Below are 16,641 nucleotides of genomic sequence, written 5' to 3'. Positions count from 1 at the left end.
AAAGAATATGAACAAGCGATTCATTATCATTAATTTCGCCGCATTTGCCGTCATGCTGTTTCTGTCGACTGGATGCAAGCAGGACGGTAAGCAGGATGCGGTACCGAGTTATCGGGTCATAACAGTATCGTCCATGCCGGTGGAAATATCCGAATCTTATTCCGCCACTATCCGCGGGCGACAAGATGTGGATATCATGCCGCAAATATCCGGCCGCATCACGCGTCTATGCGTGAAGGAGGGCACACGGGTGACGACAGGGCAAGTACTGGCAGTGATAGACCAAACACCCTATCTGGCAGCCTTACGCACAGCTTTGGCTAATGTCAGCGCAGCACGGGCAAAAGCGGAAACGGCACGAATCGAACTGCAAGGTAAGCAAGCCTTGTTTGATGAGAAGGTAATATCCGAATACGACCTTTCTCTTGCCCGAAACCAACTAGCTGTGGCACTTGCCGAACTCCAACAGGCCGAGGCGCAGGAAGCGGATGCACGAAACAACCTCTCTTATACTGAAATCAAAAGTCCGAGTAACGGCGTGGTAGGCACATTGCCCTACCGCATCGGTGCGCTTGTCAGTCCCAACATGGAGCAGCCTTTCACGGTCGTGTCCGACAATGCGGAGATGTATGCCTACTTCTCCGTGTCGGAAAACATGCTGCGACACCTATCCACTCGCTACGGCTCGATTGACAGCCTGATAGCCAAGATGCCGGAAGTGAGCCTGCAACTCAACGACGGTAGTCTGTACAAAGCGAAGGGACGCATCGAGACCGTAAGCGGTGTGGTGGACCCTGCGACCGGAGCGGTGCAGATCAAAGCCCTGTTCCCCAATCCCGAACGCGAACTGCTGAGCGGCAGCATCGGCAACATCGTCCTTCGGAACCCCCAAACGGATGCCATCACCATTCCCATGACCGCCACCGTGGAACTGCAAGACAAAATCATCGCCTACCGACTGAAAAACGGACGGGCGGAAGCTGCCTATCTCACGGTGGACCGCCTGAACGATGGCAACCGGTTTATCGTAAAAGAAGGTCTCTCGGTCGGCGACACCCTCATCGCCGAAGGCGTGGGACTGGTGAGAGAAGGCATGAGCATAACCCCTAAAGACGAAACGAAATGAAGCTACGATTTTTTATAGACCGCCCGGTGTTCTCGGGCGTTATCTCGGTGGTGATTGTGCTGTTGGGCGTCATCGCCATGTTCTCCCTGCCGGTGGAGCAATATCCCGACATCGCCCCGCCCACCATCAATGTATGGGCATCCTATCCCGGAGCCAACGCCGAAACCGTGCAGAAAGCCGTGATAGTGCCGCTGGAAGAAGCCATCAACGGCGTGGAAGACATGACCTATATGACCTCCACGGCATCGAACACGGGAGACGCCTCCATCAACATCTACTTCAAGCAAGGAGCCAATGCCGACATGGCAGCCGTGAACGTGCAGAACCGTGTGAACGCCGCATTGAGCCAGCTTCCGGCAGAAGCCACCAAGACCGGTGTCACCACCGAAAAGCAGCAGAATGCCGAGCTGCTGACCTTTGCCCTCTACTCGCCCGATGACCGCTTCGACCAGACGTTTCTGAACAACTACATGAAAATCAATGTCGAACCGCGACTGAAGCGCATCAGCGGCGTGGGAAAGGCGCAACTGTTCGGCTCCAATTACAGCATGCGCCTCTGGCTGAAGCCCGACCGTATGGCGCAATACGGGCTCATACCCGACGACATATCCGCCGTACTCGCGCGGCAGAACATCGAAGCCGCCACCGGCTCCTTCGGTGCCAATCACCCCACGGCCAACGAATACACAATGAAGTACCGCGGACGCTTGTCCGGTGCCGATGAGTTTGGCGAACTGGTAGTCAAGTCCTTGCCGGGTGGCAACGTGCTTCGGCTGAAAGAGGTTGCCGATGTGGAGCTGGGCGATGAATACTACAACTACTCCTCCCAAGTGAACGGCCATCCGGCAGCCATGATGATGATAAACCAGAAGGCAGGGTCCAATGCGTCGAGCACCATCAACGAGATTCACGAAGTGCTCCACGAACTGGACCGTGACCTGCCCGAAGGAGCGGAATTCGTAGTGCTTACCGACACCAACAAGTTTCTGTATGCCTCCATCCGCTCGGTCATCCGCACCTTGCTGGAGGCGATACTGCTGGTTATCGTAGTGGTATATGTATTCTTGCAGGACATCAAGTCAACGCTTATTCCTGCCATATCCATCTTCGTTTCCATCATCGGCACGTTCGCCGTGATGTCCATGATAGGCTTTTCCATCAACCTGCTCACCCTGTTTGCGCTTGTGCTTGCCATCGGCACCGTGGTCGACGATGCCATCGTGGTGGTGGAAGCGGTGCAGGCGAAGTTTGATGAGGGCTACCAGTCGGCGGTGCTTGCGGCCGATGATGCCATGAAAGACGTTTCATCGGCCATTCTGACCTCTACCATCATCTTTATGGCAGTGTTCTTTCCCGTTGCCATGATGGGCGGCACTTCGGGAGCCTTCTATGCGCAGTTCGGCATCACGATGGCGGTTGCCGTGGGCATCTCGGCCATCAATGCCTTCACCCTCTCACCGGCACTTTGCGCCCTGTTGCTGAAGCCCTATATCGACGAGCACGGCAATACAAAGGACAACTTTGCAGCCCGTTTCCGAAAGGCGTTCAATGCCGTTTTCTACCGTCTGAGCCGACGCTATGTGCGTGGAGTGATGTTCATCCTCCACCGCCGGTGGCTGATGTGGAGCTCTATAGCAGTGTCCTTTGTATTGCTGGTGCTGCTGGTCAACGCCACCAAGACGGGCCTTATCCCCGAAGAAGACACCGGAACGGTCATGGTGAGCATGAATACGAAGCCCGGCACGTCAATGGCGCAGACCGTCAAGGTGATGGAGCGCATCAACAGCCGCCTCGACAGTATCGGCGAGATAGAATACAACGGTGCGGTTGCCGGCTTCTCTTTCAGCGGTTCCGGTCCGTCGCAGGCCATGTATTTCGTGACACTCAAAGACTGGGAACAGCGTGAGGGAGAGGGGCAGTCGGTCAACGACGTCATCGGAAAAATCTATGCCGCCACCTCCGACATCCCTGATGCCACGGTGTTTGCCATGTCGCCCCCAATGATAGCCGGATATGGCATGGGGAACGGCTTTGAGCTCTACTTGCAGGACAAGGCAGGCGGAGACATTACCGCTTTCAAGAAAGAGGCGGACAAGTTTGTCGAGGCCTTGTCGCAGCGGCCCGAAATAGGCGAAGTCTATTCCTCCTTTGCCACAGACTATCCGCAATACTGGGTGGATATCGACGCCGCCAAATGCGAGCAGTCGGGAGTGTCGCCCGCAGAGGTGCTTTCCACCCTGTCGGGCTATTATACCGGACAATATGTTTCCGACTTCAATCGCTTCTCCAAGCTCTACCACGTCACCATGCAGGCTCCGGCGGAATACCGTGTGAATGCAGAGTCCATTCATCATATCTATGTACGCACCTCTGATGGCGGCATGGCACCGTTGAGCCGGTTCGTGCGTCTGACCAAGACCAACGGTCCGTCAGACCTCACCCGCTTCAACCTGTTCAATGCCATCTCCATCAATGGGTCTCCGGCCCGGGGTTACAGTTCGGGGCAGGTGCTCGAAGCCATCAGTGAGACGGCACGCAAGGTTCTCCCGGCAAATTACACCTACGAGTTTGGCGGCATCTCGCGCGAGGAGAGCAAGACAACCAACAATGCCACGCTGATATTCCTGCTCTGTATGGTCCTGGTCTATATGATTCTGTGTGCCTTGTACGAAAGCGTGTTTATTCCCTTTGCGGTTCTGCTGGCAGTGCCTTGCGGGTTGATGGGCAGTTTCCTGTTCGCATGGCTCTTCGGTCTGGAGAACAACATCTACATGCAGACCGGTCTGATTATGATTATCGGCCTGCTTGCCAAGACCGCCATCCTGCTTACCGAATATGCAGGCAAGCGGCGGTCGGAAGGCATGACACTGGCACAAGCGGCATACAGTGCGGCAAAAGTCCGTCTGCGCCCCATCCTGATGACCGTGTTGTCTATGGTGTTCGGCCTTATCCCGCTGATGCTGGCTCACGGAGTGGGTGCCAACGGTAGCCGTTCGCTTGCCACAGGTGTAATCGGCGGAATGATTGTAGGTACATTGGCTCTGTTGTTCCTCGTGCCTTCATTGTTCATCGTCTTCCAATATATCCAAGAACGTATTAAGCATAATTAAATGAAAAAGACAGCAATATATATCATATTGTCAGGATGGATGCTTACCGGCTGTGGCACGTACAGCCGGTATCATCGCCCCGACCTCTCGATGGAGAATCTGTATAGCACCCTTCCGGCAGACGCCGATACCACCACTCTGGCCTCCCTGTCGTGGCGGGAAATGTTTACCGACCCTAAACTTCAGTCCTTGATTGAAACAGGACTTGACCGAAACACAGACCTCAATGTGGCACGGCTACGGGTGGAAGCGGCAGCCTCCGCCTTGCTGACAGCTAAACTCTCCTATCTACCCTCACTCGGACTGAATGCCGAAGGTAATGCCGGCAAGCACGATGGAGCAACGGCAAAGACATATAATGCAGGAGCGACAGCAAGCTGGGAACTGGACATCTTCGGCAACCTCACAGCTGCAAAACGTGGTGCCGCTGCCGCCTTGCAAGGAAGCCGTGATTACCGGCAAGCCGTACAGACTCAGCTTGTCGCCACTATTGCCGACAGTTACTATACCCTTGCCATGCTCGACGCGCAAATGGCAATAAGCCACCGCACCCTTGAAAACTGGCAGACTACCGTGCGCACTCTCGAAGCATTGAAAAAAGCCGGACAGTCAAACGAAGCCGGTGTATTGCAGGCAAAAGCGAACGTGATGCAGCTCGAATCGTCCCTATTATCCATCCGCAAGAGCATCTCCGAAACAGAAAACGCCTTGTTTGCAATACTTGCCATGCCGTCACACTCAATAGCACGAAGTAATCTGGTCGAAGCAGCTTTCCCCGATACCGTCTCTATCGGAGTCCCCTTGCAGTTACTTTCCAACCGTCCCGATGTGCGTCAGGCAGAAATGGAACTGGCGCAGGCGTTCTACACAACCAATGCGGCACGTGCCGCATTCTACCCCCATATCACCCTTTCGGGAACACTTGGATGGACCAATAACGGTGGCGGTATAATCACCAATCCCGGACAATGGTTGCTCAATGCCATCGGTTCCCTGACACAGCCCTTGTTCAATCGAGGCGCAAACATCGCCAACCTGAAGACTGCCCAAATCCGCCAGGAAGAAGCGAAGTTACTGTTCCAACACTCTTTGTTGAACGCAGGCAAAGAGGTAAACGATGCTTTGACCGCATGGCAGACTGCGAAATCGCAACTTGAAATCAATGCTCGGCAGGTGGAAACATTATGCGATGCCGTGCGGAAAACAGAATCACTGATGCGTCATTCCAATATTACCTATCTGGAAGTATTGACCGCCCAGCAATCTCTCCTTGAAGCGGAAGTGCAACAGCTGCAAACTCGTTTTGAACGCATACAAAGTGTAATCAAACTTTATCACGCGTTGGGAGGAGGACGATTTTAATTCGTAAGAGAATAGATGGAATTTGTACGTAAGGCAATAGCATTAAGTCACACTTTCATAATTCTAATAGTAGTAGCCATTGCATTTACTTGTCATAATGAATGGCAGGAAGTGGAAGCATTGGAGGTTGGCAACCGGCATATAGATGAATTCAGGAAGGAGGTAAACCGTATTCATATCCAACTGATAGAGTTTTCGCTATTAGGAGAAACTGCATTGGATTGGGACGAAACGGATTTGGAGAATTACCATGCCCAACGCATTGCATTGGACAGCACATTGTGCCTGTTCAATGAAACTCATGTAATTGGACGTATTGACAGTGTGCGCAGTCTTTTGGAAGATAAGGAACGGCAGATGTTTCAGATTGTTCGGTTAATAGACGAACAACAATCCATCAACAAGAAGATTGCCAGTCAAGTACCTCTCATTGTTCAGACAAGTATGCAGGAACAGCCCAAGAAACCGAAACGAAAAGGGTTCTTGGGCATATTCGGCAAAAAAGAGGAAACGAAGCCGCCGACAACAACAACTACGCTTCGTTCACCCAATAGAAGCATGGTCAGTGAACAGAAAGAGCAAAGCCGTCGATTGTCGGAACAAGCCGACAGTCTTGCCGCCCGCAATGCAGATCTTAACAGGCAGTTGAAGGGGCTAATCTGTCAAATAGAAAATAAGGTACAAGCCGACCTGCAAGGGCGGGAAGACGAAATAGTTGCCATGCGTGGAAAGTCATTTATGCAGGTAGGCGGTTTAATGGGATTCGTCCTTCTGCTGTTGTTAATTTCCTACATCATCATACACCGTGATGCAAAGAGTATCAAACAATACAAGCGCAAGACAACGGATTTGATAGGGCAACTGGAACAATCCGTACAACGGAACGAGGCACTGATAGCATCAAGGAAGAAAGCGGTACATACCATCACCCACGAACTGCGCACACCACTAACGGCAATAACAGGTTATACTGAGCTGTTACAGAAAGAGTGCAGCAAGGAGAACAATGTGAATTTTCTTCAAAGCATACAACAATCTTCCGACCGTATGCGGGATATGCTTAACACCCTGCTGGACTTCTTCCGCTTGGACAACGGCAAGGAGCAGCCCAAACTGTTGCCCTGCCGCATCTCCACAATCACGCATACCCTTGAAACGGAGTTCATGCCCGTCGCCATGAACAAGGAGCGAATCATCCAAATTGGAAACAATCTGCTGTCAAATGCCATCAAGTTCACGGAGAAAGGCGGTGTGTCGCTGACTATCGATTATACCAACGGAGTGCTGACACTGATTTTCGAGGATACAGGCACAGGCATGACAGAAGATGAACAGCAACGTGTATTTGGGGCATTTGAACGCCTCTCAAACGCCGCCGCAAAAGACGGTTTCGGACTTGGACTTGCCATCGTGCATAACATAGTGGCGATGCTTGACGGCAAAATCCATTTGGAAAGCGAGAAAGGGAAAGGAAGTCGTTTCACAGTGGAAATACCCATGCAGAAAGCCGAAGAAATACCGGAAAAAGAGATACAGACTTATATCCACCGGGAGGAGAGAAACCTCAATGTTGTCGCCATCGACAATGATGAGGTGCTGCTCCTGATGTTGAAAGAGATGTATGCACAGGAGGGAATACATTGCGACACTTGCACCGATGCGGCGGAACTGATGGAAATGATACGCCGAAAAGAATACAACTTGTTGCTGACGGACTTGAATATGCCCGGCATAAACGGCTTCGAGCTGCTGGAACTGCTCCGATCGTCCAATGTTGGCAATTCACAGACAATCCCCGTGGTCGTGGCAACCGCTTCGGGCAGTTGCGATGCGGAGGAACTTTTGGAACGAGGCTTTGCCGGATGCCTGTTCAAACCATTCTCCATATCGGAACTGCTGGAAATTTCCGACAAGTGCGCCATTAAAGCGACACAGGACGGTAAACCGGATTTTTCCGCCTTGTTGTCCTACGGCAATGAAGTTGTCATGCTGGAAAAACTGATAACGGAAACCGAGAAAGAAATGCAGGCGGTACGGGATGCGGCAATGCGAAACGATCTGCAAGAACTTGATGCCTTGACACACCACTTACGCAGTTCGTGGGAGATACTCCGTGCCGACCAGCCGCTGAAGGTGCTTTATGGTGTGCTTCATGGAAAGGATAAGTCCGATAACGAGGCGTTAAGTAATTCCGTGACCACCGTGTTGGATAAAGGAGCGGAGATTATACAGTTGGCAAAGGAGGAAAGGAGAAAATACGAAAATGGATAAGACAAGAATAATCGTGGTGGAGGATAACATCGTGTATTGCGAATATGTCTGCAATCTGCTGGCACGGGAGGGATACAGTACCGTGAAGGCTTACCACCTGTCAACAGCGAAGAAACATCTGCAACAGGCAACGGATGATGATATAGTAGTTTCTGACCTGCGCCTAAACGATGGCAACGGAATAGACCTGCTGCGCTGGATGCGCAAGGAGGGAAAGATGCAGCCGTTCATCATAATGACCGACTACGCCGAAGTGCATACGGCAGTCGAAAGCATGAAACTCGGTTCGATAGACTATATTCCGAAGAAACTGATAGAGGACAAACTCGTCCCCCTTATCCGCTCCATACAGAAAGAGCGTCAGTCGAGACACAGCCGGATGCCCGTTTTCGCCCGTGAAGGTTCCGCCTTTCAGAAAATCATGCACAGGATAAAGTTGGTAGCCGTCACCGACATGAGCGTGATGATATTCGGAGAGAACGGCACAGGCAAGGAGCATATCGCCCACCATCTGCACGACAAGAGCAAACGGGCTGGCAAGCCCTTCGTGGCGGTGGACTGCGGTTCGCTATCCAGAGAACTTGCGCCGTCGGCTTTCTTCGGACACGTCAAAGGCGCGTTCACGGGTGCGGACAGCACCAAGAAAGGATATTTCCATGAGGCGGAAGGAGGCACGCTGTTTCTTGACGAGGTGGGCAACCTTGCGTTGGAGACCCAGCAGATGTTGCTCCGTGCCATACAGGAGAGGCGGTATCGCCCGGTCGGTGACAAATCGGACAAGAGTTTCAACGTCCGCATCATCGCCGCCACCAACGAGGATCTGGAGGCGGCAGTGAGCGAAAAGCGTTTCCGGCAGGATTTACTCTACCGTCTGCAAGACTTCGTGATAACCGTGCCGCCCTTGCGTGACTGTCAGGAGGACATCATGCCGTTGGCGGAGTTCTTCCGCGAGATAGCCAACAAGGAACTGGAGTGCAATGTGAGCGGTTTCAGTTCCGAAGCCCGTAAAGCGTTGCTGACCCACGCATGGCCGGGCAACGTGCGGGAGCTTCGGCAGAAAATCATGGGAGCCGTGTTGCAGGCTCAGGAAGGTGTGGTCACGAAAGAGCATCTTGAACTTGCCGTGACGAAACCGACCTCACCTGTCAGCTTCGCCCTGCGCAATGATGCGGAGGATAAGGAGCGGATAATGCGTGCGTTAAAGCAGACAAACGGCAACCGGAGTGCCGCCGCCGAACTGTTGGGAATAAGCAGAGCTACACTATACAGTAAACTTGAAGAGTATGGACTTAAATATAAATTCAAGCAATCATAACTGATAATCAGACACTGTTTCACTGAGTGTGCCTGAGCAAAAGCTCTAAAAGAAACAGTATCTTATTCGGTTAATGAAAGAGAAAGTCTGATTCTGATTATATATCGACCAAGAACCCAAAGAATACTTTCGGCATTTAAGCTCCTTTATTGTGGTCACCGGAAGTTTAGTCATAAATATACCGTTTTATCATATTTTCAAAATTTCTTTTAAACTCTTGTACTTCGATAGGAATCGAACGTAAAAAGGGATTAAAAACCTTATTACCATTTCGTCCCCAATATTCCAACTGACCATTAAACCATTTTTTTGCATCTTGACGCCCCAACTCACCTCCTGCATTTATTTGTTCCATAGTATAGTCTCGGAAACATAATTGTTTGGTATATCCATTTGCTATATTGCCCCATAATGGATCTGCATCAGAGAGATTATACAAATAGGATGCCAGCAGTCTTTCAGGAGAGTTGTTCCCTGGCAATATTAAAATGTTATCTGCATTTTTTATTTTCTTAAGATACGCCCTATTCATCCTAACATCTCCATCCAATATGATGATAGAATATGGGTGTTTAAATGCAGGTATGTTTTTATTTACAAGTTCAGTTAAGGTTGAACACGGCAGAGTTACATCTACAAAATCTAATATAGATGCTTTAGTCTTTAAAATAGCTTTAACGAATAATATATTTTCATTATCCTCTGTATATACAGTAATTTTGTTTTTCTTACGTTTTTTTCCTTCTGCAACAACATTCAAATCCAATTTAATACCTTTAAAATCTACATTTTGTTTGATTGTTATCTTGTCATCGACTTTCTTTAGATAAAGAATCTTTACCTACTTAGCTGTTTCTTCTTGTTTACTTACTTCTTGAACTAAATCGTCCATAACCTTAAGAAGAGACATTGAATGAGTAGTAAATAAAATTTGCAAATTAAGTTTAGACGCATATTTGCGCAAAATCTTTAATAGCTCAACTTGAGACGCTGGATACATTGTAGCATCCATCTCATCAATGGCAAGAATTCCACCTTTATATTGTTGGGGATATTTGTCATGCAATCTTTTAAAAGAAAATAATGCCAAGATAATTTTGCCCAGATTATCTTGTCCCATAGAGTTTTGATTCCAATCGTATAATTCAGTGGATACGCCTATAGATTGCTTATTTTTTGAGGTTATTGTTGTTGCAGAAGAAATGGGAGTTTGTACTATTAGAATTTTATTGTGTAATTGTTTAAACTCACTTAGTTCCTCTGGAGTTAATAATGTGTCATCAGTTATAATCTTGGCCTCCTCTGCCATAGGAACTAACCGCTTTAAACTTAAAAAGATTGTGGGAAAGGAGATATATCCATCCCCTTCTTGCCTTGCTCCTTTCTTCCAAAATCGCACATTAGGGTCTCCAGTACGTTTGATGCTTTCGACAGTAAAGTCATCTACTCCTATATCAAAAGAAATGGTCCATTCATGACCTTTAGGTCTATCAAAAATGGGCGATAATCTAAACTTATCTTTGAATGCAGAAATATAGCTACCACCACACAAAGGTTTTTCCGCTCTCATTGGATCCTCAGGCTTAAGAGTGAAGGTTTGTGTTACAATACCCAGTAATGTTGACTTTTGAGTTCCGTTTTGTCCTGCAATTGCTGTTAATTGAGAGCCTACTTCAAAGTCTTCATTTTGGAAGCCTCGAAACCTTTCGATATGAATGTGAGTTATTTTCACTTTGTTGAATGATTAAATAATTTGTGTTTGGGAATAACTATATCGTCACAAAATATCATTATTTCTTCACCTTTTCCTGAGTTACTCGCACTATAATTCAATTCAAAACATTGTTGCCTATATTTTGAATATAGGTTGGTTATGAATGGCACATTATCATAAGAGACAATCCACTTACAATTTACTATTGCACCTATAGCATTTGCGATGTTTTGATGGTCTGTGTCATTATAGTAGTTCAGATAAAGCCCTTTTCCTTTTATATAGTATGGCGGGTCTAAATATAATAGAGTATTGTAAGGTAATTCATCTTTTAATCGTTGCACTAAAGTAACAGCATCGTCATTTGTTAGATGAATTCTCTCCGCGTAGTCTGCTATACGTTGAATCCTTTTTATCAAATCTTCTTTGTTAAACCTCGCATCAATCTTGTAATTTCCAGTTTGGTCGTATCCACCTATGATTCCAGCTTTTAAAATTCCTGAACGATTTGTTCTATTTAGGAAGAAAGTGGAAAACCCTAAATTTAATAAATCAACATTTCTATTTTCTTTATTCTGCTGAAACTCTTTTTGCTTAAACCATGTTTCGACATTTATGGGAGTATCCTTAATTAATTGGCAAAGAGCATCCGTGTTATTAAGAACACTATACCAAAAGGCATAAATAGATATGTCTTTATCGTTTATATATATATCACTAACATATTCATTAAAGAGCAAGGATAAAGCAACAGAACCACCTCCTACATATGGCTCAACATAAGTACCATCAAGCAATGCATTTTCTTTGATTAAACACTGTACGAAATCAGCGACTTTTGCCTTTCCACCGGGATATCTTAAAGGTGATAAAAACTCCATAATGTCATTCTTTATTTATAGATTCCCATAATTGGATAAAAAAACTTTCTATGTTGTCCCATCCTATAATCAAATTGTCTGCTTTAGGATAGAAAAACTCATTATGAACATATGCATTCAAGGATTCAATGGATAGGACTGAATTTTTATCATTTATTTCAGACCTTATACCTTTAGATAAATCATTACTCATTGTTCCTAATTGGGTCATATGATTTAATACTTTACAAACTTTCCCGTTCAAATCCTCTTTGGAAGAACACGCAGTTATAGCATTGTTTTTTACCAAATCATATCTTTCCAAATAAGCATCAACTGACAATTCTAAAAACACTCTCAGCAGTACAGAAGATGCATTAGGACATGTTTTAACTTGGATATGTTTTAACTCCTCAAAAATTTTATTGATTTTGGGGTTGTTGATATGCAAAATCAAAGTCTTGGGCACTAAGCCAGCTCTGTTTCTAGCTTTCTGATTATTAGCCTTTTTTATTTCTCTGCGTTCACTATTTATTAATACCTGCCCTTTATTGTCTACAATATCTTGAACACTCCATTGTTCAGACGCTTCATTAGATAGGTCTGGCTTTTGGTTCGTGTCAAAATTGTCAATATATTGCTTCCTTTTTTCTCTATTATAGATTTCTGAAACTTTGAATTCTGGATTAAGAATATCCGTAACAACTTTTATAAGCCCCTTGACGACTTCTGACACTTCAACCTTTGAAACTAAAGTTCCATTGTTAATTCCCAAACCAAGGTGTTCTCTAACATAAGGGTCTGACATCAAACGTTGCAGGTTGGTAATATTTAGTTTGGATAACGAATCCTTAATCGTATCAGAAACATTATCTTGTGATTTCAATAAAGTGATAATTTGCAATGGAATCGATGATTTTCCTTCTGTCTTCTCCTCGAATCTTTGCTTTTGTTGAGCATTCCAAGTAACTGTACCGATACCATTCAGCTCTCCCGAGTGTTTACGTTTTATCCAAATATCAGCTTCCGTTGGGTTTTCAAAAACAGCGCAAGCAATATTCTTCAATTCAGAAATAGCATTAGGATTTTCTTTTTGCAATTTCTGAAATTTTTTCCTTAAAGAAATGTACTTGTCATCAATTAATGTTGGATTGTTTAATAATTTTAATGATGTTATTCTCCTATTACCTTCGAGTACTATATATTTGTTGTTATCTTCGTTAGGCGTTACAATGATTAAATCGACTGGACTAAGACCATTAGTTACAATATCGTCTACAAGAGAATATAATTTATCCCCTTGGTCCTCTACCATCTTGTCTATCGCTTCCTTTTGTGAAGACAGAGGCTCAAATCTATAATTTTCAGTATTGACAAATAGTGATGTCAATTTTATTGTTTTTACAACCATGGTAACACTCATACTTATTAAAGTACAAAATTACTCATTTTTAGTGAAGTTAGCAGTAATTGAGCAATAAAAATATATGGAATTCACTTTTTGTAGGCTAAAACCTATTATAATCCAATTATAATGCCTATCTTTGTAATGCTAAAAGGCGTTCTTTTGAATTACTGCAAAACGAAGTGGAATACAGATTTTCGCTGGTTTCTAAATCGTTACCTGTCAAACTGGGATATTTTGTAAGCTATTGATTTTTAAGAAAAAAGAAAATACACTATGGCTTAGTCCGTGAAATTTTAGTGGGGGAATGTTGAGTTGTTCCATCATTCGTTTGTAATAGTTACGATAGGTACGCGGCTCAGTTGGTTTCTCTTCATTAGTAAGTACATAGAACTTGCCATTTACGATTTTTTTTAACGGGCGTAGCATCTTTAATAATTCCTTGTTCATAGGAATGTCACGAATAGAATTCTGAGTTTTAGGTGTGCCGATAATGATTTCCGTATGTCTTTTTTCTCCGTCCAATATATAAATTCGTTCAATCGTTTTCCGAATACATATTACTCCATTGATAATATCTATATCATCCCAAGTTAGTGCACAAATTTCACCGATTCTAATTCCTGTAGTCAGACAAATATAGATGCCTAAGTTGCGGAAAGTGAAGTGATTGCTTATATACTGTAAAATTGCTTTGTGATTGGCGATATTAAGTACATTTAGTTGTTTGTTCTCCTGTGGTGTCGGGAATTTGATACACCAATCCTGATAGGACAATACACCAAGTTTTGCTCCAAACTTCATAATCATTTTTAGTACAATGAGTATATCCTTTACACTTTTTGCGCTTAGTTTTTGCTGAAGTTTCTGTAAGACAAACTCTTGTACTTCGTTTTCGAGTAACTCATACTTATCTCCAAATGTAGGAAGTATGTGATTTTCTAAGATTAGGGCATACGCTGAATATGTTGAACTTTTCACATATTTACGTTTGTCTTCTTTCCACATAATGGTAATTTCTTTAATCGTTTTCTTTGCTGTCATGCTTCATAATTTAAATAGATTAATATTCTTGTAAGATAAGGATTAAGGACTTTATAAAAGGAATCTTTCTTTTTTGTTTTTGATTTTTTAGATGTTCCAACTTTGAGATTCCCGGAGTTTACAGGGGAATGGGAAGAAACTATATTAGGTAAATGTGTTACACAACCACTAGATTATGGTATGAATGCTGCTGCTATTGCCTATGATGGTGAAAACAAATACATACGAATTACAGATATAGATGAACAAAGTTCTCAATATATTTCAGATGATCCAGTTTCCCCAGCAGGTCAACTGTTAGATAAATATATAGTAGAAGAAAATGACATTTTATTTGCACGAACGGGGGCAAGCACAGGCAAGACCTATTTGTATAAGAAAAAAGATGGTAAACTTTATTTTGCAGGTTTTTTAATCAGGGCAAAGATTAAAACAGAATATAATTCAGCATTCATATTTGCACAAACTAAAACTGCTCAATATTATAAATGGGTAGAATTTATGTCTATTAGATCTGGGCAACCAGGAATCAATTCTCAGGAATATGCAAGTTATAGATTTCTTATTCCTCAAAAAGAAGAGCAAGATAAAATAGCGACTTTATTTTCCCTTCTTAACCAACGCATTTCAACCCAAAGCAAAATCATTGAGAGATTTGAATCCTTAATTAAAGGGCTAAGTGAAAGTTTGTTTTCTCAAAGAAGGAGATTTATGACTAATAGCGGAAATAATTTTCCTAATTGGGAAATAGTAAAATTGAGGGAAGTAATGAGTATTCCAGAGAAAAAGAAACCAGCTATAATAGATAAAAACAAATTGCTTACGGTAAAATTGCACATGAAAGGAGTTTCTGAAAATGATAATACTGAAACTTTGTCTTTAGGCGCAACAAATTATTTCTCTCGAAAAAAAGGACAATTCATTTATGGTAAGCAAAATTTATTTAATGGTGCATTTGGCTTAATCCCTGACAAGCTTGATGGCTTCTTATCGTCAAGTGATGTACCTACATTAGATATTAATCATAAAAAACTGAATGGTACATTTCTTGTTTGCTACTTTTCAAGAGAATCATTTTATAAAAAGTTAGAGGGATTAGCCAGTGGTTCAGGTAGTAAGCGAATACACGAAACTACATTGTTAGACATTAAAATACATTTGCCTTCACTTGAAGAGCAAGCCCAAATAGCCAATTTTCTTTCGGTAATTAATAAAAAATTAGAAACCGAAAAGCTGATATTGGGAAACTATATCAAGCAAAAAAGGTATTTACTTAACCAAATGTTTACATAAGAAGATTGTTAAGCAGATATTTCTTTTGTTTACTATATCTTTTAAGTATTAGTTTTTCCGTTTCTAATTTTTTATTAATTACTGAAAGACATTTTGCTATTTCATTTTGTTCAGTAATAGTGGGATAAGGTAATGGTATTTCAGAGAACTGTTTATAACTAATCATTTTTCCATCTCTTATCCCTTCCAACTTTCTATTGAGTTCTGCAATATAATTATTCGTCTTCAAATAATACTTATAAAAAATATTATTTATCGGAATTATGGATCTTAAAACAATATAAGCAGGGCTACAAATCCCTTTGTAGTTTGAATACTCAATTCCACCTTGGAAAGAACGTAGACTAATGATAAAATCACCTATTTGAACAACTTTATAACTTTCCACGCTTTTATCTGTTACAGTAACTTTATAATCAATCAAGTCTCTTGGAATAGCTCCATACTCTTGTGTTATAGCAAGTATAGGAAGATTCGAAGTCTGATTTTTGTCTGAAATATTTAAAAATATTTCATTTCCATATTTCATATCCCAATTTTGTTTAAATCCCTCAAATCCTAGCTTATGAGAAAACAAACTTTCACTTAGCCCTTTAATTAAGGATTCAAATCTCTCAATGATTTTGCCTTGGATTTCAATGCGACGGTCAAGAAAAGATAAGAATGTGGCTATTTTATTTTGCTCACATCTTACTGGTAATAAAATTGGCATTTGTGCTATCATATCACGCCGAACAGAATCCACTGAATTCTTAGCACTCATTCTTTTCACTCTATTATAAAACTTACCCGAAAAATAGTAATATGCAAATTTGCATGAACATTCAAAATCAGATAGAATATACACTCGTTGATGGACTCCAACCTTACCATTTACATAGTGAAAAACTTTACCAACACCGACACCGTCACCAGCAGTTAAAATAGCTTCTCCATTAAAAGAATAGGAGTTTATCCTCTCTACTATTTCAGAACGCACATAAAAAGGATATTCACCATCCTCTTCTTTATCTTGAGTGTTTTTGTTACCCGTTGTAATATTACAAACCTTTTCAAATATAGTTTCTTCCCATTCCCCTGTAAACTCCGGGAATCTCAAAGTTGGAACATTGAGGTTTTTTGTATTGTTATTATTTGCCAT

Annotated in this window: 12 protein-coding genes; 6 read left to right on the top strand and 6 right to left on the bottom strand. The window is 43.5% G+C overall.

Features of this window, described 5'->3' with window-relative positions:
* The first annotated feature begins 7 nt into the window (after nucleotides 1–7).
* From DW173_RS07950 to DW173_RS07930, 5 genes are read left to right on the top strand one after another with little or no spacing between them, the layout of a single operon-like run.
* The gene (locus tag DW173_RS07950; protein WP_004312628.1) at nucleotides 8–1,126 is read left to right on the top strand and encodes an efflux RND transporter periplasmic adaptor subunit; all 1,119 of its coding nucleotides are present in this window, start codon (nucleotides 8–10) and stop codon (nucleotides 1,124–1,126) included.
* Nucleotides 1,123–4,236 (top strand): efflux RND transporter permease subunit, encoded by a 3,114-nt coding sequence (locus DW173_RS07945; RefSeq protein WP_005822092.1) that lies wholly within the window; start codon nucleotides 1,123–1,125, stop codon nucleotides 4,234–4,236. The genes DW173_RS07950 and DW173_RS07945 overlap by 4 nt, the downstream gene beginning before the upstream one ends.
* Nucleotides 4,237–5,598: an efflux transporter outer membrane subunit gene (locus DW173_RS07940; protein ID WP_004312631.1), complete on the top strand. Its 1,362-nt coding sequence runs from the start codon at nucleotides 4,237–4,239 to the stop codon at nucleotides 5,596–5,598. It abuts the gene before it with no gap.
* Nucleotides 5,599–5,613: 15 nt separating this feature from the next.
* Nucleotides 5,614–7,869, top strand: a complete 2,256-nt coding sequence (locus tag DW173_RS07935; protein ID WP_120144235.1) for an ATP-binding protein — start codon at nucleotides 5,614–5,616, stop codon at nucleotides 7,867–7,869.
* Nucleotides 7,862–9,184 carry a sigma-54-dependent transcriptional regulator gene (locus tag DW173_RS07930; protein WP_004312633.1) on the top strand — a complete coding sequence of 441 codons (1,323 nt, stop codon included), beginning with the start codon at nucleotides 7,862–7,864 and terminating at the stop codon, nucleotides 9,182–9,184. The genes DW173_RS07935 and DW173_RS07930 overlap by 8 nt, the downstream gene beginning before the upstream one ends.
* Nucleotides 9,185–9,350: 166 nt before the next feature.
* On the opposite strand, the gene DW173_RS07925 is transcribed toward DW173_RS07930, so the two are convergent.
* The 5 genes from DW173_RS07925 to DW173_RS07905 form a co-directional block, all read right to left on the bottom strand.
* Complete coding sequence (locus DW173_RS07925) at nucleotides 9,351–9,950, bottom strand: hypothetical protein (protein WP_008640975.1); 600 nt, start codon at nucleotides 9,948–9,950, stop codon at nucleotides 9,351–9,353.
* Between the two features lie 75 nt (nucleotides 9,951–10,025).
* A complete protein-coding gene (locus tag DW173_RS07920) occupies nucleotides 10,026–10,916 on the bottom strand; it encodes an AAA family ATPase (RefSeq protein WP_004312636.1) in 891 nt (296 codons plus the stop codon).
* Nucleotides 10,913–11,779: a DNA adenine methylase gene (locus DW173_RS07915; protein ID WP_004312637.1), complete on the bottom strand. Its 867-nt coding sequence runs from the start codon at nucleotides 11,777–11,779 to the stop codon at nucleotides 10,913–10,915. Before DW173_RS07915 ends, DW173_RS07920 begins: the two co-directional genes overlap by 4 nt.
* A 4-nt stretch (nucleotides 11,780–11,783) precedes the next feature.
* The gene (locus DW173_RS07910; protein WP_004312638.1) at nucleotides 11,784–13,169 is read right to left on the bottom strand and encodes a hypothetical protein; all 1,386 of its coding nucleotides are present in this window, start codon (nucleotides 13,167–13,169) and stop codon (nucleotides 11,784–11,786) included.
* A 216-nt stretch (nucleotides 13,170–13,385) separates the two neighbouring features.
* Nucleotides 13,386–14,207, bottom strand: a complete 822-nt coding sequence (locus tag DW173_RS07905; protein WP_233562121.1) for a site-specific integrase — start codon at nucleotides 14,205–14,207, stop codon at nucleotides 13,386–13,388.
* A 102-nt stretch (nucleotides 14,208–14,309) separates the two neighbouring features.
* On the opposite strand from DW173_RS07905, the gene DW173_RS07900 reads away from it, so the two are divergent.
* Nucleotides 14,310–15,500 (top strand): restriction endonuclease subunit S, encoded by a 1,191-nt coding sequence (locus DW173_RS07900; RefSeq protein ID WP_120144233.1) that lies wholly within the window; start codon nucleotides 14,310–14,312, stop codon nucleotides 15,498–15,500.
* Here the strand turns inward: DW173_RS07900 and DW173_RS23945 are convergent.
* The gene (locus tag DW173_RS23945; RefSeq protein WP_199722828.1) at nucleotides 15,493–16,641 is read right to left on the bottom strand and encodes a restriction endonuclease subunit S; all 1,149 of its coding nucleotides are present in this window, start codon (nucleotides 16,639–16,641) and stop codon (nucleotides 15,493–15,495) included. The genes DW173_RS07900 and DW173_RS23945 overlap by 8 nt on opposite strands.

The sequence above is a fragment of the Bacteroides sp. AM16-13 genome (assembly GCF_003602705.1).
GTDB classification, from domain to species: domain Bacteria; phylum Bacteroidota; class Bacteroidia; order Bacteroidales; family Bacteroidaceae; genus Bacteroides; species Bacteroides xylanisolvens.
This window is presented reverse-complemented; position numbering and strand designations above follow the sequence as displayed.